18 protein-coding genes are annotated in these 22,746 nt (G+C 44.2%); 12 read left to right on the forward strand and 6 right to left on the reverse strand.

Going from position 1 to position 22,746, the window contains the following annotated elements:
- The first annotated feature begins 24 nt into the window (after positions 1-24).
- The 3 genes from kdsB to ACHUET_RS06960 all read left to right on the forward strand — a co-directional run bounded on the left by kdsB (position 25) and on the right by ACHUET_RS06960 (position 2,523).
- Positions 25-837, forward strand: a complete 813-nt coding sequence (kdsB, locus tag ACHUET_RS06950; RefSeq protein ID WP_394211692.1) for a 3-deoxy-manno-octulosonate cytidylyltransferase — start codon at positions 25-27, stop codon at positions 835-837.
- 95 nt (positions 838-932) lie between these two features.
- The gene (locus ACHUET_RS06955) at positions 933-2,063 is read left to right on the forward strand and encodes a DNA polymerase III subunit delta' (protein ID WP_394211694.1); all 1,131 of its coding nucleotides are present in this window, start codon (positions 933-935) and stop codon (positions 2,061-2,063) included.
- Positions 2,064-2,175: 112 nt separating this feature from the next.
- On the forward strand, positions 2,176-2,523 hold the full coding sequence (locus tag ACHUET_RS06960; protein ID WP_394211696.1) for a PilZ domain-containing protein: 348 nt from the start codon (positions 2,176-2,178) through the stop codon (positions 2,521-2,523).
- Between the two features lie 129 nt (positions 2,524-2,652).
- Here ACHUET_RS06960 and ppk2 read toward each other — a convergent pair whose 3' ends face one another.
- The gene (gene ppk2 / locus ACHUET_RS06965; RefSeq protein WP_394211698.1) at positions 2,653-3,750 is read right to left on the reverse strand and encodes a polyphosphate kinase 2; all 1,098 of its coding nucleotides are present in this window, start codon (positions 3,748-3,750) and stop codon (positions 2,653-2,655) included.
- Positions 3,751-3,934: 184 nt separating this feature from the next.
- On the reverse strand, positions 3,935-5,563 hold the full coding sequence (locus ACHUET_RS06970; RefSeq protein WP_394211700.1) for an acetyl-CoA C-acetyltransferase: 1,629 nt from the start codon (positions 5,561-5,563) through the stop codon (positions 3,935-3,937).
- 567 nt (positions 5,564-6,130) lie between these two features.
- Between ACHUET_RS06970 and ACHUET_RS06975 the strand changes: the two genes are divergently transcribed.
- The 4 genes from ACHUET_RS06975 to ACHUET_RS06990 all read left to right on the forward strand — a co-directional run bounded on the left by ACHUET_RS06975 (position 6,131) and on the right by ACHUET_RS06990 (position 11,028).
- The gene (locus tag ACHUET_RS06975) at positions 6,131-7,531 is read left to right on the forward strand and encodes a 3-oxoacyl-ACP reductase (protein ID WP_394211702.1); all 1,401 of its coding nucleotides are present in this window, start codon (positions 6,131-6,133) and stop codon (positions 7,529-7,531) included.
- Positions 7,532-7,838: 307 nt separating this feature from the next.
- A complete protein-coding gene (locus ACHUET_RS06980) occupies positions 7,839-8,750 on the forward strand; it encodes a MaoC family dehydratase (RefSeq protein WP_371531287.1) in 912 nt (303 codons plus the stop codon).
- A 102-nt stretch (positions 8,751-8,852) separates the two neighbouring features.
- Positions 8,853-9,425: a protein tyrosine phosphatase family protein gene (locus tag ACHUET_RS06985; protein ID WP_394211704.1), complete on the forward strand. Its 573-nt coding sequence runs from the start codon at positions 8,853-8,855 to the stop codon at positions 9,423-9,425.
- A 211-nt stretch (positions 9,426-9,636) separates the two neighbouring features.
- The gene (locus ACHUET_RS06990) at positions 9,637-11,028 is read left to right on the forward strand and encodes a serine hydrolase domain-containing protein (protein WP_394211727.1); all 1,392 of its coding nucleotides are present in this window, start codon (positions 9,637-9,639) and stop codon (positions 11,026-11,028) included.
- Positions 11,029-11,084: 56 nt separating this feature from the next.
- Here ACHUET_RS06990 and ACHUET_RS06995 read toward each other — a convergent pair whose 3' ends face one another.
- From ACHUET_RS06995 to ACHUET_RS07005, 3 genes are all read right to left on the reverse strand, one after another.
- On the reverse strand, positions 11,085-12,332 hold the full coding sequence (locus ACHUET_RS06995) for a cation:proton antiporter (RefSeq protein WP_394211706.1): 1,248 nt from the start codon (positions 12,330-12,332) through the stop codon (positions 11,085-11,087).
- Positions 12,333-12,588: 256 nt separating this feature from the next.
- Positions 12,589-14,475, reverse strand: coding sequence for a dihydroxy-acid dehydratase (gene ilvD / locus ACHUET_RS07000; RefSeq protein WP_394211708.1), 1,887 nt, complete (start codon positions 14,473-14,475; stop codon positions 12,589-12,591).
- Between the two features lie 191 nt (positions 14,476-14,666).
- A complete protein-coding gene (locus tag ACHUET_RS07005; protein ID WP_394211710.1) occupies positions 14,667-15,422 on the reverse strand; it encodes a hypothetical protein in 756 nt (251 codons plus the stop codon).
- A gap of 223 nt (positions 15,423-15,645) precedes the next feature.
- Here ACHUET_RS07005 and ACHUET_RS07010 point away from each other — a divergent pair, with 223 nt between their 5' ends.
- The 3 genes from ACHUET_RS07010 to dusB all read left to right on the forward strand — a co-directional run bounded on the left by ACHUET_RS07010 (position 15,646) and on the right by dusB (position 19,611).
- Positions 15,646-16,089, forward strand: coding sequence for an HIT family protein (locus ACHUET_RS07010; protein ID WP_394211712.1), 444 nt, complete (start codon positions 15,646-15,648; stop codon positions 16,087-16,089).
- Positions 16,090-16,412: 323 nt separating this feature from the next.
- A complete protein-coding gene (locus ACHUET_RS07015) occupies positions 16,413-18,458 on the forward strand; it encodes a BCCT family transporter (RefSeq protein ID WP_394211714.1) in 2,046 nt (681 codons plus the stop codon).
- 121 nt (positions 18,459-18,579) lie between these two features.
- Positions 18,580-19,611 (forward strand): tRNA dihydrouridine synthase DusB, encoded by a 1,032-nt coding sequence (gene dusB / locus ACHUET_RS07020; protein ID WP_394211716.1) that lies wholly within the window; start codon positions 18,580-18,582, stop codon positions 19,609-19,611.
- A 76-nt stretch (positions 19,612-19,687) separates the two neighbouring features.
- Here dusB and ACHUET_RS07025 read toward each other — a convergent pair whose 3' ends face one another.
- Positions 19,688-20,098, reverse strand: a complete 411-nt coding sequence (locus ACHUET_RS07025; RefSeq protein ID WP_394211718.1) for a DUF1622 domain-containing protein — start codon at positions 20,096-20,098, stop codon at positions 19,688-19,690.
- A gap of 196 nt (positions 20,099-20,294) precedes the next feature.
- On the opposite strand from ACHUET_RS07025, the gene ACHUET_RS07030 reads away from it, so the two are divergent.
- Both ACHUET_RS07030 and ACHUET_RS07035 read left to right on the forward strand, forming a co-directional pair.
- Positions 20,295-21,182, forward strand: coding sequence for an SDR family NAD(P)-dependent oxidoreductase (locus ACHUET_RS07030; RefSeq protein ID WP_201600931.1), 888 nt, complete (start codon positions 20,295-20,297; stop codon positions 21,180-21,182).
- A 415-nt stretch (positions 21,183-21,597) separates the two neighbouring features.
- On the forward strand, positions 21,598-22,629 hold the full coding sequence (locus ACHUET_RS07035) for a hypothetical protein (RefSeq protein ID WP_394211721.1): 1,032 nt from the start codon (positions 21,598-21,600) through the stop codon (positions 22,627-22,629).
- The last annotated feature ends 117 nt before the right edge of the window (positions 22,630-22,746 follow it).

Here is a 22,746-nt window from a genome sequence, read left to right on the forward strand (position 1 = left end):
GACACAATTTTTTAGGAATAAACCATGTCGCTTGTCACTACACCTGCCAAAACCCATATTGTGATTCCTGCACGCTTTAAGAGCACACGATTACCTGGTAAGCCATTATTGAGCATTCATGGCAAACCGATGATACTTTGGGTGGCTGAAAAGGCAAAAACAGCAACCTTTGCTGACGATATGTGTATTGCGACTGATGATGAGCAAATTGCAAAGGTCTGTATTGATGCCGGTTTTGATGTGGTGATGACAAGTAGCGAGCATGCTTCAGGCACTGACCGTTTGGCAGAAGTGGCTGCTATCAAAGGCTGGACTGATCATGATATTGTGGTCAATATGCAAGGCGATGAGCCACTTGTACCGCCATTACTGCTCGAACAGGTACAGGCGCTTTTGGTCGCGGATGAGGCTAGCGTCATGGCGACACTCTGTGAGCCTATCGGTGATTACGATACGTTCCAGCGACCATCTGTGGTAAAAGTCGTCAGTCAACAGGCAAACAACCTACAGCGCGCACTTTATTTTAGTCGCGCGCCCATCCCTTGTGATCGTGATATCGTATTGGCGGGTGACAATCAAAGACAGCCGCCAAAGAATGCGTATCGCCATTTGGGTCTATATGCTTATCGCGTCAGTTTATTACAGCAGTTTGTACATTGGCCACAGACTCCGCTTGAGTTACTCGAGAGTCTAGAGCAGCTACGTGTGCTGGAAAATGGCGAGCATATCGCCATTGCAGAAGCAGCTTGTCAACTGCCGGCTGGTGTTGATACACAAGAAGATCTAGACCGTTTAAATGCCATGAGCTTAGCTGATTTTCAAAACCCCGCTAAATAATCGTTTGAGCAAGCGCTTGCACATTATCCAGAGTATCGTTAGCGTGCCGCATCCTAAATATCTAAAAACGTGATAGAGCCAATAGAGCTATAACTATGAATGATCTGACAGCAAATGTAGGTGCGCAAGAGCGTTCAGACGGTATCTATTTTGCGCCCTTGCTGCCGTGGCAGCAGACGTTGTGGTCACAATTGACGCAGCGAGTATCGGCGCAGCAGTCCTTGCCGCATGCATTGCTTGCTGCTGGTATGCAAGGTATGGGTAAACGCGCCTTTGTATGGCGGCTGGTGGCTTGGCTATTATGCCGCGAGCGTGATACGAATCCACTAGGCGCGTGCGGCGCGTGCGAAAGTTGTCAATGGCTTAAGTCAGGGACTCATCCAAGCTTGCAAGTACTGCCAATCGTGAGTATGCCAATCAATGCGGATAGCGACACCCTTCAAGAAAAACCAAGCAGCGCAAAAGATAAAAAAAGTGCCAAGACCACAAGCAGCAGTGCGCTTAAAATCAAAGTGGATGACATTCGTGCCCTGCAGCCTTTTATTTATCAAGGCGGGCAGGGAATGCGCATCTGTGTGTTGGACCACGCAGAGCAAATGACCGTCGCCGCTGCCAATGCGTTACTCAAAACATTAGAAGAGCCGCAAGCACAAGTTCATCTATTTTTAATCAGTGATACGCCTGCTCAGCTACTTCCAACGATTAAGAGCCGTGTACAACAGTTGGCATTACAGACTATTGAGCCTGCTGCTGCTATCGATTATGTGACCCATGCGCTCGGTCACACCATCAATCGTGAAGCCGTTGGTAAAACGGCGATTGAGCAGCTGATACAGCTAGCAAACGGAGCGCCACTCGCTGCGATAGCACTGGCACAGGCACCGTGGTATAGCAAGCGATCCTTATGGCTGACCACATGGCAAGCGCTACGTAGTGGTAAGCGTAGTAGTGTGGCAGCAAGTGACTATTGGCAAGGTCAGTTAAGTATAAAAGAGTTTATTCAACTGTCTGAGCTGATGCTGCTTGATATGCGCCGTGTTTGTTTGGGGCTTGGTGAACTACAAAAAGATATCAAACTATCGGCTGCACTAGAATCTTATCAACCTACCGATAGCGGATTAGAGACATTCGCGACCAGCTTGCAGCAGACCAAAGTTGCTTTGCAACAAAATGTGCAAGAAAAATTTGCCTATGATAAGCTAATGCAAGAGTTAGCTGACTTGTAAAAGTCGTGATATAGCGCTTCATCAGTGCCTAATAACTCACAATCGCTTTTATTTATAACCTCTCAATAATTCATAAAAATATATTAGACCCAGTTGATAAAGGAAGCTGACTATGGCAATGCCAGGACGCGGCGGGATCTTAACCTGTCACATTGAAAGTATCGACACGCTGTATGCCAGCTATTTATCTTTTGTGAATAACGGCGCATTGTTTGTGCCTTCTGATCAGTCGCAGCAGCTGGGTAACGAGGTGTTTATCGCTATCACATTACCCAACTCTAGCGAGCGCTTGCCAATGAATGGTAAGGTTGTTTGGATCAACTCCAAAACCCAAGGTGGTCGACCAGCAGGCTTTGCGGTGCAAATTGGTAGTGATATCGCTGGACAAAGAATTAAAAACGAAGTCGAGCGATTATTAGCGGGAAAAATTGACAGTTTACAATCGACTTATACCATGTAGCTCATACCACTTCATTCAAAAACCTAGGCGTCTCTATCGATAGCCATCATGGTGATACTTTGTGATCAATAAAAAAGCCTTATAACTCTATAAGGCTTTTTTTGGGACATATGTTTGTATCAGTTAGTGCTAGTAGCGCGGCGGTACATACATATCATCAGGAATAGGCTCTCGGTAGTATTCATCATCGCGTTTACGACTGGGCAATTCAATCTCGTCACGAGGTATTTCTTTATAAGGGATTTGCTCGAGTAAGTGCGCAATACAGTTGAGCCTAGCGCGCTTTTTGTTATTACCTTCAACGACCCACCATGGCGCTTCAGGGATATGAGTACGCTCAAACATGGTCTCTTTTGCTTTGGTGTAGTCTTCCCAGCGCCTGCGTGACTGTAAGTCCATTGGTGAGAGCTTCCACTGTTTTAGCGGATCATATATCCGACTCATAAAACGTGCATGCTGCTCATCATCGGTAATAGAAAACCAGTATTTGACTAAGCGAATGCCTGATCGCACGAGCATGCGCTCAAACTCTGGTACCGATTGAAAAAACTCCTCATACTGCGCATCGGTACAAAAACCCATGACGTGCTCAACGCCGCCGCGGTTGTACCAGCTGCGATCAAACAACACAATCTCACCTGCGGCTGGTAAGTGCGCAACATAGCGCTGAAAATACCACTGTGTCTGCTCGCGTTCCGTTGGAGCAGGTAAGGCGGCAACACGGCAAACTCGCGGATTGAGCCGCTGAGTGATACGTTTAATGGCCCCACCTTTACCAGCAGAGTCTCGCCCTTCAAAGATAACGACGATACGCTCACCGCGATCAACCACCCAGTCTTGCAACTTGATAAGTTCTCGCTGCAATCGTACTAACTCATGGAAGTAGGTGCGCCTATCCAGTTTTTCTTGCTCGCTCATCTCACGTCCGTTAAAACGAAAGTCACGCGCATAATCATCTATTTCATTTTCGAGCTCTTCATCATAGGTATCAATTAAATCTTGATGCATTTTTCGACGCAGTTCATCATCAAGAATGTCTTTTTCGATACGTTCAGAAAGGATGGCTTGCTCCTGATTGTACCGATCTAAATCCTCCTTAGTGGTTAGAGACTGAAAATCACTGGTTGTCAGCGGTTTTGTCATTACCAATTTTTCAGAGCCAAAAATGACTTGCCTCATTTTTCTTAATAGAAGCTTTTTTTTAAGTAGAAATTCTGTCTTACCCATAAATATTACCTTTGTTTGGCGTATCGGCTTTTTTAAGAGGCTACTATCTAGGTCGGTTCTATCATAGCAAAGTACAGACAATAAAAAATGCCCTTTAAATAGTTAAAGGGCATTTTTTATGGATAGATATACGCTAATTAAAATGATTAGTCAGCATATATTTTAAATTCACAATTTATGGAACTTATTTTTCTAAGATGCACGTTACGCCTTGACCACCAGCGGCGCAAATAGAGATTAGCGCACGGCCTGAGCCTTTTTGATCCAGTAGTTTCGCAGCGGTGGCTAGGATACGACCACCGGTCGCGGCAAATGGATGACCTGCTGCTAGTGATGAACCATTTACGTTTAACTTGCTATGATCAATCGATCCTAGTGGCGCATCAAGACCTAGGCGCTCTTCACAGAATGTCTCATCTTCCCAAGCAGCCAGTGTCGACAATACTTGTGAGGCAAACGCTTCATGAATCTCATAGAAGTCAAAGTCTTGTAACGTGAGGCCAGCCCGCTCAAGCATACGTGGTACAGCGTAAGCTGGTGCCATGAGTAGGCCTTCTGTCGTGCCAGACTTACCGATAAAGTCTACCGCTGCTGTTTCTTGATGCACGATATAAGCCAGTGGTTTTAAGCCATGCTCTTTGGCCCACTCATCAGTACCCAATAGGACGCAAGATGCACCGTCAGTCAGTGGCGTCGAGTTGGCGGCAGTCATGGTTGGGTTGGCGTTCTTTTTGCCAAACACTGGCTTTAATTTGCCCAGCTTCTCTAGCGTGGTATCTGGGCGTAAGTTGTTATCACGAGTCAGGCCTTTGTATGGCGTAATCAAGTCATCAAAGAAACCTTCATCATAAGCACGTGCTAGGTTTTTGTGACTGTTAAAGGCAAGCTCATCTTGAGCTTCGCGAGTGATGTTCCACTCAAGCGCGGTGATGGCTTGATGCTCACCCATTGATAAACCTGTACGCGGCTCGCCATTCTGCGGTGAATCAATCAAATCTTTTGGATTTAGACCCATTAATGCTTTTAGACGTTGCTTGTTGTCTTTTGCAGCACCAAGTTTGATCAATACTTTACGCAAGCCGTCACCAATAGCGATAGGCGCGTCAGAGGTAGTATCTACGCCGCCAGTGATGGCTGAATCAATAAGTCCAAGTGCGATCTTGTTGGCAGAAGCAAAGGTCGCTTGCAAGCCAGTACCGCAAGCTTGTGAGATATCATAAGTTGGCGTGTGTGGGTTCAGTGCGGTGTTCAATGTTGCTTCGCGAGTCAGGTTGATATCGCGGCTTAGCTTCATAACGGCACCAGCAACTACTTCACCGATGACTTCGTCTTGCAAGTTATAGCGCTCAACCAAGCCGTCTAGGGCAGCTGTCAGCATATCTGTATTGCTAACGTCAGCGTATGAACCGTTCGAGCGCGCGAATGGAATACGGTTACCACCTAGGATTGCCACACGATTCTGGTTTGAGGCAGGTTTGGTTTTACTCGCTTTTTTAGCAGCAGTCGCTGGTTTTTTAGCTGCTGTGGTTTCTGCTTTTTCATCATCTGATTTTTTGCTAGTGGTGTCTTTAGTCTCTGAGCTTTTGGTATCAGTTTCTTTAGCATCAGATTTTTTAGTAGCTGGCGCTTCTTTTTTTGTGTTGTCAGCTTGTGCGCTATCAGCCTTGGTATCGTTAGCCTTAGTATCAGCTTTAACGTCAGCAGTTTTAGCAGGTTCATGATTTTCAGCGATTTCTTGTGGTTTTGCATCGCTGGCTTTAACAACAGTACTTTCGACAACTGGACTATCAGGGTGGTTGTTTTTATTACTCATAATATTATCCTTAAAAAGTATGGGCAGAAAAATTAAAGGGTAAACATAAAAAAGTGGCAAAGTCATGTTAAGCAAAAATCAAATATTATCATTTATCACCTAGTATCGCTGTGTATGATAAGTCGTTTTGTGCTCGTTTAATGTATATCTTTAGCAAACGATGTGTCGCTTATATAAGTTCAATGACAGCTTTAAGCGTACTGATTAAGGCGCTAATAGACTGGCGAGTACCAACGAGTATCAGATAGTAGCATTGCATAACCATACGTTTGATAATATATTGTTATCAATAATTATATTTGCCATAACTTATAGGTCGGATTTTAACATGTTATGATGGTCAGTAAGGCGGTAAAAAGTCGCCAGCTTGTATACTGACTTGTTTACAGATTGTTGTAGACATTGTCTGTTTTTGGACATGTTTCTAATGGCAGTGTATAGTTAGGCTAGTTTTAAGATGATTTACCAAATATCAATAATTACAATGTTGATGAGCCTATATAATAGGCGTATTACATTTAGTGTTTACTATTATTTCAACCATTCATTATTTATAGGGAATATATTATGTCAGACCGTTATGGTGATTTTGTTCAATCTTCTATTGGTAAAAAAGTCGCAAAGAACTTAGGTTTGCCAATGCCAGCGACGCTTGATCGTTTTGAAAGCGGCGAGCGTTTGGTTCGTGGCAGTGTATTAGTTGGCCGTGCTAATGGTGAGGACAAAAGCATTAGTGAATCTGTTGCACGTATTTTGTTAGATGTGCATGCTGATGTATATGTAAACAGCCGTGATGATGTTAAAGACGCCCTTGCTGATGCAGGCGTTGAAGCAAAAGCCAATACAGGTGGTGACGATCAGTTCAAAGTGTTGCTTTTTGATGCAAGTAATATCAGCAACGCGGATCAGCTAAAAGAAGTGTACGAGTTTTTTCATAGCGTTGCGCGCCGCGTAGAAAAATCAGGCCGAGTGATCGTTATTGGTCGTACACCAGAGGACATCACTGATATCGAAACTGCCATGGCACAACGTGCACTTGAGGGCTTTGTAAAATCAGTAGGTAAAGAGTTCAAGCGCGGCATTACAGCCCAGCTTATCTATGTAGAAACAGGTGCTGAGCAAAACCTAGACTCGACCTTGCGCTTTTTCACTTCAGCACGTTCAGCTTATGTCTCAGGACAAGTGGTACGCGTGAGCAAGGGCGATTCAGTTGATGTCGATTGGAATCAGCCTTTAGGCGGTAAAACGATGCTAGTGACGGGCGCAAGTCGCGGTATTGGCGAAGCAATTGCTCGCGTTCTGGCTCGCGAGGGCGCACATGTGATCTGTCTTGATGTACCACAGCAGCAAGCTGACCTACAAAAAGTTGCCAGTGAAATCAGTGGCTCTGCATTGACAGTAGACATCACTAGCGATGACGCTGGCGCAGAAATTGCAGATGCGGCGCAAAAGCGTGGTGGTCTGGATTCAGTCATTCATAATGCTGGCGTGACTCGTGATAAGACATTGGCGAGAATGGATGAGAAAAAGTGGGACATGGTCATCGATATCAACTTGGGCAGCATTGCTAAACTGAATCGCTACTTGCTCGATAATGATGTGCTAAAAGAAAATGCCCGTATCGTATGTGTGTCATCTATTTCAGGTATCGCTGGTAACATGGGTCAGACCAATTATGCCACTTCTAAAGCGGGCGTTATTGGTTTGGTTGATGCGACTGCCAAACAGTTGGAAGACAATGCCAAAGGCATGACCATCAATGCAGTAGCACCAGGATTTATCGAAACACAAATGACGGAAGCAATTCCGTTTGCTATTCGCGAAGCTGGTCGTCGTATGAACTCAATGAGCCAAGGCGGCTTACCAGTTGACGTGGCTGAGACCATCGCATGGTTGGCTTCACCTGCTTCGGGTGGCCTAAATGGCAACACCGTTCGTGTTTGTGGTCAAAGCTTACTTGGCGCATAATACTGATTTATTAGTGAGACTATGTGGCAAATGAGGAGAGGGTAGCGTGATGGTATTATCCCTTTTTTTCGATTTGCCTCACATATGCTTACGAAATATTTGCTGATAAATTGTAATAAAGCTGCCCACGGGTGGCTTTTTTATGATAAAAACACAAGAGCCATCAGCCAAACTATTTTTTGCTATTAAAGATACTTGTAAAATTGATTGAATATAGTGCTTATTAGATAATAGGTACTAGTCAATGACTGCTTAATATCTCTAGATACGTTAAAAATCTTGTTCAAGCCACATTTAGGATTTACTTATGTCAGACACCCATTATGACGCGTTGCCAAAAGCGCACACTACCTATGCCAATATCGTCAAAAGCTTACTACCTATTGGTAACAGTGGCAAAGTCAGTAAAGATCAATTGCCGCAGGCCACCTATTACGTCGATGATTTGCATATCGATCATGATAATCTAAATGACTATCGTAAAATTTGTGGCTTTGCTGATAATGGTAAAGTTCCAGCGACGTACTTTTCAGTGCTATCACAGACTCTACAGATGAATATGATGGTCAAAGAGCCGTTTCCATTTGCGATGTTGGGTCTGGTACATGTAGACAATAGCGTCACGCAGCATCGTCCTATCGGTGAGCGCGAAACGGTGTCTATGTCAGTCACTTTTGATAACTTACGTGACCATGCTCAAGGTCAGCAATTTGACTTTGTCACCACGGTTAAAGCAGAGGACAAAGTGATTTGGGAAGGGACGTCAACTTACCTATCACGCAGCAAAAAAACGGCCAGCAGCAAAGATAAAAAAAGCACGCCGCGTCCAGTTGCTGTGAAGCCAGAAGTAGGTAAAAAAGACGTACATAGTATTTTTGAAGTGCCAGAAGATATTGGTCGCCGTTATGCTTTTGTTTCAGGTGACTTTAACCTGATTCATTTGCACCCACTATCAGCGCGTGCGTTTGGCTTCCCTAAAGCGATTGCACACGGTATGTGGTCAAAAGCTAAATGTCTTGCTCTAATGGATGAGCTGCCTGATGCTTATACAGTCGACGTCTCATTTAAACTGCCTATTTTTTTGCCAGCTGAAGTAGAGCTTATCGCTCAACCAGTAGCGAAGCTTGAGAACGCAGGAGATACCTGTGATTTCGGACTATATAGCTCTAAAAATAGTAAGCCACATTTGGCAGGTGTCGTGACATTAAATAGCAAGTAGCAAGTAGCAAGTAGCAAGTAGCAAGTATTGTAGGATGTATCAGAACCTATATCTTAATAGCCATATTTAACCAACACATTTATCATTATGACTGCACAAAACATGAATTCACAAAATAGCGCGACAAGTACGGATCAAGCTGACAGATCAATGACTATTGAGACAGCAGCTGCTAATGACAACGTTGTCACTGATATCTCAAGTGATGACCATAGCGCTTCTGACAATGGCGTTGATTTGTCCGCTGTCTTTGATCCTTATTTTCGTCCGGATGCCAATACCATTGTGTGCGGCGCGTTAAATGAAGAAAAAGTCGCCGCTCTAGCAAAAGCTGGCGTTGAGTTGGTGATTAATTTGCAGCCAGAGGATGAGTTAAGCTTTAATGAACCAGCCGCCGTTGAGCGCGCAGGAATGAGCTACGAGCATCTGCCTATTAATGGCGCTGAAGAGCTAAAGCAACTTAAAATATTGGCATTTGATAATATATTGCGTCAGTATCACGGTAAAAAGATGGCCATGCACTGCGGTTCAGGCAACAGGGTAGGGGCTGCCATTGCACTACGTGCAGGTTGGTTACGTGGGCGCAAGATGGATACTGCTATGGAGCGTGGACGTAGTCACGGCTTGACCAAGCTTGAACAAGAAGTCCATAATCGCTTGCTAGTCCCGCGCTAAATTATCATAATAGTTGAAGCATAAAAAGGCGACCGATAGGTGGCCTTTTTTATTGGTTATCAATGCATTTTTACTGATCTTCAATATCTCTATAACGCATGCACTCAACTGATTTTAATACTAGGACAGTTCACAATACTGGAGCAAGGTAGCAATGATGGACGACAATAAGCAAAACAATGATCAAAATAATAAAAATATCGATACATCTATGAGCATAGATCTACAACGTCGCTTACAGCAGTTATTGACAGACTTACAGCTAGATGACGCGCCAGCTGGTGGTGCTGTGGCTGTGTATCAGGCAGGCGAGTGTATTGCGCAGGCAAGTACAGGCATGGCGCGTTTGGATACGTCATGGCAGTCTGATACGCTCGCCATCAATTTTTCTACCGGTAAAGGCATTTTAGCGACGCTAGCGCATGTATTGGTTTCGCAGCAACTGCTTGGTTATGATGTGCCCATTGCTCACTATTGGCCAGAGTTTGCCGCAACAGATAAAGACGACATTACCTTGCGACAGGTGATGTCACATCAGGCGGATTTATTTTCGATCACCAGTATCGATGTCGATAGTGAAACGGTGCTCGATTGGCGCGTTATGCTGAGTCATATTGAGGAAATGCCTATCACAGCACCTGAGGACGCCGCTGCATATGGCAGTGCTTATAGTGCGTTGATATATGGTTGGGTACTTGGCGGTGTGATAGAAGCCGTGACGCATATGTCATTAGCCGAAGCATTACGTCAGTATCTAACTGGGCCTTTATGTATTGCAGACAGTTGCTATTTTGGTGTGCCAGATAGCAAAGTAGATCAAGTAGCAAAACTTGCCAAAGACTTTGGGTCATCAAATGAAGATAGCGTGCAACTGCGTAACAAGCGCCAAAAACCAACCTTAAAATCCGACTCACCAAGCACCTTACGTACTTATGCAAGTCTGCCTAGCTATCATTGCTGGCAGCAGAAAATGCTAAATGATGAGCGTACAGCTGAAATGCAAAGTAGCCTTAATGACGATTTAGACAACAAAAATATTGATAACATAAAACCTGTATTAAATACTGCGCGTATTAATAGCCTATATTTCAATACCAGCCAGCTCAATCTAAAAAACTATAAGGCAGCGCTCATTCCTGCCGGAAAACAAGCACTTGATTATCACAATCGCAACACACTACAGGCAATCATTCCCGCTGCTAATGGCGTCGCTTCAGCGGATGCGCTGGCCACTATCTATGCCATGTTGGCCAATGGTGGGGTTTGGCAAGGGCAGACGCTAATTGATAGTGCTACGTTTAAGCAGCTCTCCACAATACAAGTCACAGGCCTAGATGCCGTCATGCCAGCACCAATGCAGTGGCGATTGGGCTACCACAGATTATTCAGTATATGTAGCAGTAAAGATACTACCGACAATAGCATTGATCCAGCACTATCAGGGTTTGGGCACATGGGGTATAACGGCTCAGTCGCTTGGTGTGATCCTACGCGTCAACTGTCATTTGCCTTTATCCACAATTTTGATACCACCATGCTCAATGATATCCGCCAGTTTGCATTGACAGAAGCGGTTTTGAGCTGGGTTGATGAAGTACGCTGATAAAGGTAGTTCTATAAATGAACTCACTTTATCAATGATACTGCCATCATGAATGATTAATGATGCTCTTTGGGTGTCATTTTAAGTAGCCTTGTTGCGCTCAGACCATGGATGAAGATGGAGGTTAGAATCACAATCGAGCAGACAATCCATAGTTTTAGCGCATCATCCTCAGCAAAAAAACCTGTGTTGAGCGCATAAGATAGATAGTACAAAGTACCAATGCCGCGAATACCTAGTGCTGAAATTGCGTACTTTTCAGCACGGGGTAAATGGAGTCCTGATAAGGCGATAAATCCGCCAATTGGGCGTATAAGTAGTAGGAAAGTAAAGCTAACGACATAGACACGCCATGTTAGCTCAACCCCAGATTGCAAACCCTGACCCAAGAACATACCAAAAATAACCAATACTAACGACATCAACAAACCTTCTGATTGCTCAGCAAAATCGTGTAGTTTTTGATGATAAGTGTGCTCACACTCTGAACGCCTAAATGCAAATGCAGCGACGAAGACAGCGATAAAACCATAACTGTGCACATACTCTGCGACACCATATGCCACCAAAGTCAGAGCAATAACTACGTATCCTTGCGATATCGTGGTCTCACGGGTGTGTTTAGAAAACACCACTTTAGCCATCGCTTTACCAACCAGCACACCAACCAATACCCCTGCGCCAATCTTCCATAAAACATCATGGGTGAACCATGACCACAGCATCTCACTGGTAAAAGCTTTTCCTTCACTAAAAGCTTCCGCAATTTTAATGGCTAAGTAGACAAAAGGAAAAGCCAGTCCGTCGTTTAACCCTGCTTCTGAAGTCAACGTGAAGCGAGGTGTGTCTTCTCTCCCTGTATTAGGGGGCCCCACCTGAATACTAGAGGCCAGAACAGGATCGGTAGGTGCCAATACCGCACCCAGTAAAATAGCAGCCCCAAGGCTCAAGCCAAAGGCATAATAGCCTAACCCTGCCATCGCAAAAATACCGATGGGCATCGTGATGAGTAAGAGCCTGACCGTGGGTCGCCATAGCCGCCAAGAGAATTCGGTGTCAATTTTGATACCCGCACCAACCAATGAGACCAAAATGACAATTTCAGTCAGTTTTTCGATGATCAGCCCATTATTGATAGGGTCTAAAAACGATAGAGACGTCCACCAATAACCCATCATTAGACCAAAACTCACTTGTAGCATCGGTAATGAGATCGAGGTGCGTTTGAATATAACAGGAAATAATGCCCCCAATAAAAAGGCGATACCGCAGATTAATAAAAATAAATTGTAGTTTTCAATCATAAGGTTTTCGCATGTTGTTATATTTTAAGGGCTGGTTTTGAGAGGTTGGCTTTTGATATTTATAATGGTTTGTATGGATGCTTAATATCTAGCCTGCCATATGACTTATCATGACGATAAAAAAGAATTATTACCGAAAAAAATAGTTATCAGAACGACAGATGCGTTGTTTTTTGGTGAAAAAAAAGCCTGCATAGCGCAGGCTTGATAGATTTTTATAAATAAGTTATGAAAACAAAGGATTTAGATAGAGTTCTTAGCGCTCAACTTGGCTTACGTCGCGCACAGCACCAGTGTCCGCACTGGTAGTCATAGCCGCATAAGCACGTAATGCTGGAGAAACGTGACGATCACGACTGACGGGTTTCCATGCATCGCGACCGCGTGCTTCCATAGCTTCTCGGCGAGCGGCTAAGTCTGCATCACTGACTTGCATGTTGATAGTGCGATTTGGGATGTCGATATGAATGCTATCGCCTTCTTCAACCAGACCAATGGCACCGCCTTCAGCAGCTTCTGGGCTAGCATGACCGATTGATAGACCGGATGTACCACCAGAAAAACGACCATCAGTGAGTAGGGCACACTCTTTACCCAAACCTTTTGACTTCAGATACGTCGTTGGATAGAGCATCTCTTGCATACCAGGGCCACCTTTAGGGCCCTCATAGCGGATGATAACCACATCACCTGCAACAATGTTGTCATCCAATACCGCAGCGACAGCATCGTCTTGTGATTCAAAAATACGTGCGCGACCAGTAAAGGTTAAGATACTCTCATCGACACCAGCGGTTTTGACCACGCAGCCACGCTCCGCGATATTGCCATAAAGTACTGCTAGGCCACCATCTTGTGAGTAAGCATGCTTGGCACTACGGATACAACCTGATTCACGGTTGACGTCAAGGTTTGACCACTCTTTTGATTGTGAAAATGCCTCGGTGGTACGTACGCCACCCGGTGCGGCAAGGAAGCGCGCGCGTGCCTCATGGTTATCATGATTCATGATATCCCACTTATCAATCGCTTCTTTCATTGTCGGACTATGGATAGTCGGCACGTCGGTTTTTAATAACCCCGCGCGATCAAGTTCAGCCAACAAGGCAAAGACACCGCCCGCACGATGCACGTCTTCCATATGGAATTTTTGTGAGGCAGGGGCTACTTTTGCTAGGCAGGGCACACCGCGGCTTAGACGGTCAATATCAGCCATTTTAAAATCAATCTCAGCTTCATTGGCCGCAGCAAGTAGATGCAAGATCGTATTGGTTGAGCCGCCCATGGCAATATCTAAGCTCATGGCGTTCTCAAAAGCTGCTTTAGTCGCGATTGAGCGTGGTAATACTGAGTCATCATCTTGCTCGTAGCGGCGTTTTGCAAGTGAGACAATAGTGCGTCCCGCTTCCAAAAACAGCTCACGGCGTAGTGAGTGGGTAGCTAGTAGTGAGCCATTACCCGGTAAGGCCAATCCTAACGCTTCGGTCAAGCAGTTCATTGAGTTTGCAGTGAACATCCCAGAGCACGAGCCGCAAGTCGGGCAAGCTGAGGCTTCGATAGCAGCGACATCTTCATCACTGATGCTATCATCAGCCGCGTCCATCATTGCATCGACGAGGTCAAGCTTACGAACGGCACTGCTATCATTACTATCGGTATTGTGGCTCTTACCAACGGTGCTGGCTAGGATTTTACCCGCTTCCATTGGGCCACCTGAAATAAATACCACAGGAATGTTAAGGCGCATTGCCGCCATTAGCATACCGGGGGTGATCTTATCGCAGTTGGAAATACACACTAGCGCATCGGCACAATGCGCATTGACCATATACTCGACCGAGTCAGCAATCAGATCGCGACTTGGTAGCGAGTACAACATGCCGCTATGACCCATGGCAATACCATCATCGACTGCAATGGTATTGAACTCTTTTGCAACGCCGCCTGCTTGCTCAATCTCACGTGCGACCAGTTGGCCAAGGTCTTTTAGATGCACATGGCCGGGTACGAATTGGGTAAAAGAGTTGGCAATCGCAATGATTGGCTTGCCAAAGTCGCCGTCAGTCATGCCAGTGGCACGCCATAATGCGCGCGCGCCTGCCATATTACGACCGCCGGTAGAGGTTTTTGAGCGATAATCCATGTGATATTCCTTACTAATAGGCGAGATTTTTTTGAGTGTGAACTCGCAAGTGTGATGCTTATAGTTTGCTTTTTATCTGATATGAAGACTAGTGAATAATACTAAGTCTTTACCATACCATTAGATATGAATAATTGAAAATAGCTTAGTAATGGTAATGGGTTTAATATGATAAAAATAGAGTTAAGGAACTATTCGATGTGAGCTAAAATCGCCTTATCAAACCAAGGTAGTTCAGCTTTATCGGCTTCTAACTTCATAATAACTGCCAGCGCATGGGTGGCCAAAAGCTGTTGATAGTCGCCACTTGCGTCAATCGTCAATAGCGATTCGGCAGGTAATGCTTGAGTGTTGGCATTTTGCGCATCAATGCTGATTAACGTCTGCTTATTATTTTTATAAAGGACGTCGACACGACCAAAAAACTGCCAGTCTTCAAAAGCGGCAATCATAGCGTCGGCGGCATCCTTAGTATAGATTTGCTGCGTCTCTTTGCCCGTATTGGTCCAATGTAGCCGAACGGCTAACTGCAATGCCTCACTGAACACCACCAAGGAACCAATGACTTTCACATGCCAAGGACTGGTCAGCAGTTCCTCATCAATGCCAATCAATTTAGCCGCTTCGTGAGCTGACATAGGCGTATTGAATTGAATCAGTAATTCAGGGGTGAGTGGATGCGACTGCTTGACGGCATCGTCTAAGCTATCGTAGTGATATAGAAAAGGCAGTGGCAAATCTTGCGTGACGGTTTTTTTAATGATCTTACAGTTGTGTATTTGCCAGCCAATCGCCTTGTCAGTCAAAGCTTCTGCTAAGATAATAGCGTTTGGATCGATAGTTTGAGTACCGCTTTCACTCTCAATATCAGAGTGTTCTTCCTTATTATCAAGGGTTATAGCAGTATTATCCATATCTGGTTGAGTTGGCAAAGTAGACGAATCCATAAACATAGCGTTGTTAAAATAGAGGGTTAATATAACATTTAAAAGGCATGACTCGCCAATAAATTAGTGGGATGAGATGGTGAATATACAGCTCGATTTTCTCAGAGCCGGAAATCATAGCAACTTGTACTAAACTTATATTTCGTCCACTATATGACAAGCGCTCTAAACCATTTTAAAAGCTGTTAAGCATCCAACAATCAAATAACCAAAGGAAAAAATAATGAATGAAGTAAATCAAAATACTGCTTATGACGACAATAATATTTTTGCCAAAATGTTGGACGGTGATATTCCTTGTCACAAGGTCTATGAAGACGATAAGACGCTTGCCTTTATGGATATCATGCCGCAAGCCGAAGGTCATGTATTGGTGATACCCAAGCAAAAGGCTGTGGACTTGGCAGATCTTGAGCCAGAGTATGCCGCTGCGGTATTAATGACGTCTAAAAAGGTCATGCAAGCACAGCGTCAAGTGTTTAAGCGTGAAGGCATTATTCAGATGCAGTTGAATGGCTCACAAGCCGGTCAAACGGTTTTTCATTATCATGTGCATCTGATTCCATCGAGCATTCATGAGTTAGGACGTCATGCAGTAACGCAGGCTGATCAAGGTGAGCTTGCAGATATTGCTCAGCGACTTGCTACAGCTATTAGTGCCGCCTAATATCGAGGTACAAACTGCTAGAATGACAGGTATATAAGATTGAAGGGCAACTAACAAGTTGCCTTTTTTATTGCCCAGTAATAATTGTGTAAGAATCGTTAAGTTATTGTTATAAATACGCGCCCGTTCTAGGGTTTAGGCAAAGATTATGTTACACAGTATCCTTGTTTAACACTACCAAACATATGACTTGGCTATCATCAGTCGGTATTACCACTGCTATGATGGTTTAGCAGTCTCTATATTAATAGTTTTTATACTGATTATGTTTAGGGATATCGTTTTTATCTCCTATTTTTTTGGCTTTGAGGATACCACTGCTTATGAGTAACGGTTCACGCTCTACCATTTTATTGCCGGTTTTTATACCTGCAGCGGTCATTATGCTACTGCTAGTCATCGGTACCGCGATCGATCCTGAGGCAGCGGGTGCTCTGTTCAGTGATGTGCTTAGTTTTACGACTGAGACATTCGGCTGGTTTTACATGCTGGCAGTGGCCCTGTTTTTGATGTTTATTATTGTACTGGCGTTTTCGTCTTATGGCAGTATCAAGCTGGGCCCTGATCATGCTGAGGCGGAGTACGGATTCCTTGAATGGTTTGCCATGCTGTTTTCGGCAGGCTACGGGATTGCGCTACTGTTTTATGGGGTAGCGGAACCAGTGATGCATTTTTCCAGTCCGCCAATGTCGGATCCGCAGACTATCGCCGCGGCAAAAGAGGCGATGCAAATTGCGTACTTCCACTGGGGTTTTCATATTTGGGCGATTTACGGTGTCGTTGGGTTATCACTGGCGTATTTTGCATTTCGTCATGGTCTACCATTATCAATACGCTCGACACTGTATCCGATTATTGGTGACAGGATTCATGGCCCTATCGGTCATACGGTCGATGTGTTTGCGATATTGGGTACGATGTTCGGTATTGCTACCAGTTTGGGCTTGTCAGTATCGCAAATTAATGCGGGACTCAATTATCTGTTGCCAGATATCATTCCAGTGAATACGACCGTGCAGGTGATTGCCATTGCCTTGGTGACAGCCGCGGCACTGGTATCGGTATTGGCAGGGATGGATAAGGGCGTAAAACGCTTATCTATTTTAAATATGCTATTGGCAACTGCGTTGATGCTATTTGTATTCGTTGTCGGTCCGACCATTTTTATCTTAAATGCCTTTATGGAAAATACGGGTAGCTATTTGGGTAATATCGTTGAGCGTACCTTTAGCTTACAAGCATACGAGAATAGCGATTGGATCGGTAGTTGGACCTTGTTTATTTTTGCATGGACGATTGCATGGGCGCCTTTTGTGGGTCTGTTTATCGCCAAGATTAGCCGTGGTCGTACCATCCGTGAGTTCGTATTGGGTGTGATGCTGGTACCGACTTTCTTTACGTTCTTTTGGTTTTCAGTGTTTGGTGATACCGCGCTACACATGATTATGGTCGATGGTTATACCTCATTAATCAGTGAAGTACAAAACAACCAAGCGATTGCTTTGTTTAAACTACTAGAAAACTTACCATTTACTGAATTTGTGTCGTCATTGACCATTTTATTGATTATTACCTTTTTTGTGACGTCATCGGATTCTGGCTCATTGGTGATCGATTCGCTAGCGGCTGGTGGTCGTAGTGATACGCCATGGTGGCAGCGTAGCTTTTGGGTAGTGACCGAAGGTGCTGTGGCAGCTGTCCTACTGATTGCTGGCGGTTTAACGGCGCTGCAAACGGCGGCTATCGTCAGTGCGTTACCGTTTGCGATTATTATTCTTATTTCAATGTTTGGCATGTGGCGTGCGCTGCGTATCGAAGGACATCGTAATCAGAGCCTCGGTAATGACAACAGACTGCCACCGCATCTACTCAAACCGTCTGCATGGCGTGAGCGTATTGATTATATGACCGACAAGCCGACGCGTGAAAAGGTCTTGAACTACATCAAAGAAGTGGTTATGCCATCGATGATGGAAGTGTCGTCTAAATTTGCAGAAACTGGCTGGACGACTGAGGTCAACTATGATGCAGTCAATAACCGTGCGGTGCTTGAGTTGCAACGTGGTGATGATGTCGAGTTTTGGTATGAAGTGCGCCTATCTGAGCATGATGCGCCCGATTATTATACTGAAGAGAGCGCAGATACCTTGCCGCAAGAGCATCATCATCGCGCTGAGGTGTATCTACGCCGCGGTGGTCAGACCTATGACTTATATGGCTACAAATCTGAATCAGTAATTAATGACATCATTGATCAGTTTGAGAAGTATTTACATTTCCTCAATGTATCGCCTGATAGCCTACCGTGGCGCATGCAAGAGCATGATGATGACATCACGCTAGAGCAGGGCAGTGTGCTTGATAAATAATGCATGGCATGTATCAAAAATGACTAATGCTTATGCAAGCTATTCACGTTAATCGCTTGCAATAAGTGCAGGAATCCTTAGAATAACGGCTTGTTTTCCTTACAAATCAAGCCGTTTTTTTATGTCTATTGATTCTCCCATTTTACCTTCGTCCTCGACTTTGTCTGACCATCCATTGTTGCAGCCATTGAATATAGGTGGTCTAACGATTGAAAACCGTTTGATGGTCGCACCGATGGCAGGCGTGACGGACAACCCTTTTCGCCGATTGTGCAAATCATTTGGCGCAGGTCATGCGGTCAGCGAAATGATCATCGCTGATACGGCACTTTATGCGCGCAAAAAATCCCTATATCGTGCCAATTTCGACAATGAGATTGCGCCTATTTCTGCACAGATAGCAGGCGCAGAGCCAGACAAACTGGCTGAAGCGGCTCGTTATCAAATTGATAATGGCGCGCAGATTATCGATATCAATATGGGCTGTCCTGCCAAAAAGGTTTGTCGTAAGTTGGCAGGCTCAGCGCTGCTACAAGATGAGGATCTAGTAGCAAGATTGCTTGATGCCGCTGTAAATGCTGTTGATGCACCTGTGACATTAAAAACACGATTGGGATTTGAGAATGGTCGCGAGAATATTCTGAGAGTCGCCAAGCGGGCAGAGCAAGCAGGTATTGCCGCGATTGCCATCCATGGGCGTACGCGCGAAGATATGTATACGGGCGAGGCGCGTTACGAGTTAATACGCGAAGTCAAAGACAGCATTAACATTCCTGTCATTGCCAATGGCGATATCGATAGCGCGCAAAAAGCGCAGCATGTTTATGAAATGACAGGCTGTGATGCAGTGATGATTGGGCGAGCCGCGCAAGGGCAGCCGTGGATATTTCGTGATATCGAGCATTTTTTGCGTACTGGCGAGCGTCTAGATGCCCCTAGTGTCAGTGAGATAAAAGAGATTGTATTGGCACATTTGCAAGAGCTATATGACTTTTACGGCGAGTACTCTGGCTGCCGTATCGCCCGCAAGCATATTGCGTGGTATACGACAGGTATTCCCAACTCCAACGCCTTCCGTCAAGCGATGTATGGCGAGGAGAGTACCGCCGGACAGTACCGCGTGGTTGAGAGTTTTTTGCAGACGCATGAGTAGTAATGGTCTGCACAGTTTCATCATGCTTATCATAAGCATAAATCACTGGTACCTCTTTCAACTCTATTGATTCAAGCTATGTTTTATCAATAGGGGCGGCTTCATTGAAAGGCATAGCATCAGAGTTTTTCTCAGGTGTGGGTTTTTCTTTTTGCCAAGGGAATCGGCCTTCTAGCTCAACTTGTAGTGATAAGCTCAAAAACGTACGAATAAGCACGATGATGCCCAATACTAAGACGCTGCGTAATGTCGGCTCTGTCACCACTGTTGCCATAATGTCTGCGGCAATCAGTACCTCAAGTCCCAAAAGAATGGATTTGCCAACGGTCTGTCTGATTTCTACGTAGGTATTGTGGTTCAGACCGCTCGATATCCGAAATGCTTTATAAAAAGCAAAGAGGAGTCCAAAAAACATAATCAAGACACCAATGGCTTCGACTATCTTGGCAATCAAGTCAATATAGTGGGTTAAGTTTCCGATCAACATAAAGTCTCCTCAGTATCAGTCAACAAAAAGTATGGCACTAAACATCGTCACTATTATATGATGATATATCACTATAAACCTCTAAAACCGTCAAATTAACTATCAGCTACTGGTGTTTTGTTCACTGTATGCGATATTTTTTTGCTATGCTGTAAACGAATATTCATTGGCATAGGACAGACAAAAAGGACTTTTTATGGCTAATCCCTCGAAAAAAGCAATAACCAAAGCAGTAAAAGGTAAAAATATTATCATTACAGGCGCGTCAAGTGGTATTGGCGAGCGTACGGCTTTTTTATTAAGTGAGTGCGGGGCGCATGTAATTTTGTTGGCGCGTACCGAAGACAAACTAAAAACCGTCAAAGAAAATATTGAAATATTGGGTGGCAGGGCCAGTTATTATCCATGTGACCTTACCAATATGGATGAGATTGAAAAAACCAGCGAACAAATCCTTGCTGATTTTAAACATGTGGATGTATTGGTCAATAATGCTGGTCGTTCGATTCGCCGTTCAGTCCATGAGTCGGTCAACCGTTTTCATGATTTCGAGCGCACCATGGAGATCAATTATTTTGGCGCGGTCAAAATTATTCTTGGTTTCTTGCCGACGATGATTAGCCGCCAAACGGGTCAAGTCGTCAATATCTCTTCGATTGGTGTATTGGCCAACAGCCCTCGTTTTGCTGCGTATGTGGCGTCAAAATCTGCGCTAGATGCGTTTAGTCGTTGCTTAGCCGCGGAAGTCAAAGGCGATAATATCAAGGTCACCAATATCTTTATGCCCTTGGTACGTACCCCTATGATCGCCCCAACCAAGCTATACCGTTATATGCCAGCTTTGATGCCTGATGAAGCCGCATTAATGGTCGCAAAAGCGATTGTCCATAAGCCAAACAGTATCGCCAGTAACATGGGCAAATTCGCCTCAGCGACGTACTCGTTGGTGCCAGCATTTAACGTCGGTATTCAATCAATTGGTTATCGTATCTTCCCAAGTTCGACAGCAGCGCAAACGACTGACAGCAAGCCTAACTTTGCTCAGCGTGCCTTTGCCAGAATTCTCCCTGGTGAGCATCACTAAAATTGGCTTACTCTCAATTATTACGAAAACAAAAAAAGGATACGATGGTATCCTTTTTTAATGCCCTATCTATTTGTATTAATGTTCCTATAATATAAATAGGTAAGGCGTTAGTAGCCTTTCGTTCTTATCAATTTACTTCGGTTAAAGTTTATTTACCATAATGTACTTTTATGCGCAGAATGTGCGGTTCCCTAGTGAGGACTCGAATCTTTGGCTGTAGGCTAATGGTATCAGTATCTTTAGCTATTTAGGTGGTCGCGGTGTACTTGGTAATGTACACGAAGCGAGCTTTCTGAGTGAAAATTGGGGTGCTTTCGCTTTAAAAAATCACTTTTTTTAAATCACTTTTAATTAAAGTAGACAATTATTAATATACATACCAATTTACCTAAGAAAAAAGATTAAAACCCTAATGCAGACATCTTCCGATAACGAATCTATCCAAGAATGGATGACATCAGACCGTCTCTATGAAGAGTATCTCTTCTACTACTTACTCATCTGCCTATTTTGGTTTTTCGTTGGTTTGTTTTCTATTGGTATACGCATACCAGTATTCAACGATATTCAAAACCTAATCCTCAACTCAGTATGGTTCTTGCTCTTATGTGTGGCCTTAAGTGTTCCTAAGTTTTGGTATCGGCTGATAAAAGACAAAAATGCGTACCTGTTTCAAGCCACTGCCAAAGTGTATGAAACATTAGGCAGCATAGAAGATGTTGAACAAAAAGAGCAGGTATATAAGCAGATTGCTAGCAATGGCAAGTTGCCCCCTAACCGATTAGAAACGCTATCACTGGCATTTTTATTTGCATTCATACTCTTCGATATATTGTATACCCGCTGCTGGATAAGGGATCTGAGCCTAGTGTGGCAGCCTGACTGGGTCAATATGTGCATTGGCTGGGTACATAATAATCTATCGATGCCTCCAATTAGCGAAGACAGACAGATTTTTAATTTATGGTTCGATGATGGTCACAATGACACAGTATTAAAAGAGTATTTTGGAGATGAATGGGCATTTTTGGCTTCTCCATTTGGTGATGCCGCAATGTTTTACCACTTTATCCGAGTGATGATATTTGTTCCTATTTTAGCGGCATTGTCGATCGTATTGTGGAAGCCATTAAGATGGCTGGGAATGCAGCAGATTGATCCTAGAAATATTCACAGTGTCATGTCTTTTTTACGTAGTTGTGCATGGTCGCTTATTTTTGGATTTTTTATGGCGATTGGCACGTTGGGTTTTGCAACTAAAACTACTTGGTTTACGTTAGGTTTGATAGATCAAGAGGCATGGTTCGAGAGTTTATATATCAACGGTTTATACATATTTATCGTTTTTGGTATTCGATTTTTTTATGGCTGGTTCGTTTTTTGGAAAAATATTTTTTTTAAATTCTTGGCAATGTTGCAAAATAAACATCGAACTCAAACATAATCAAAGCTACGGGTCTCGTCTTGCGTATGCCTTCACTGGTTCGGTGCGCTATACAGGCATCGAACTGCTAGAGCATAAAATCTCCTAAGTTAAGTTTTATAGCAACACTTACGACGT

Origin of the sequence: Psychrobacter piscatorii (assembly GCF_043641605.1) — a bacterium.
In the GTDB taxonomy this organism is placed as follows: Bacteria; Pseudomonadota; Gammaproteobacteria; order Pseudomonadales; family Moraxellaceae; genus Psychrobacter; species Psychrobacter piscatorii_C.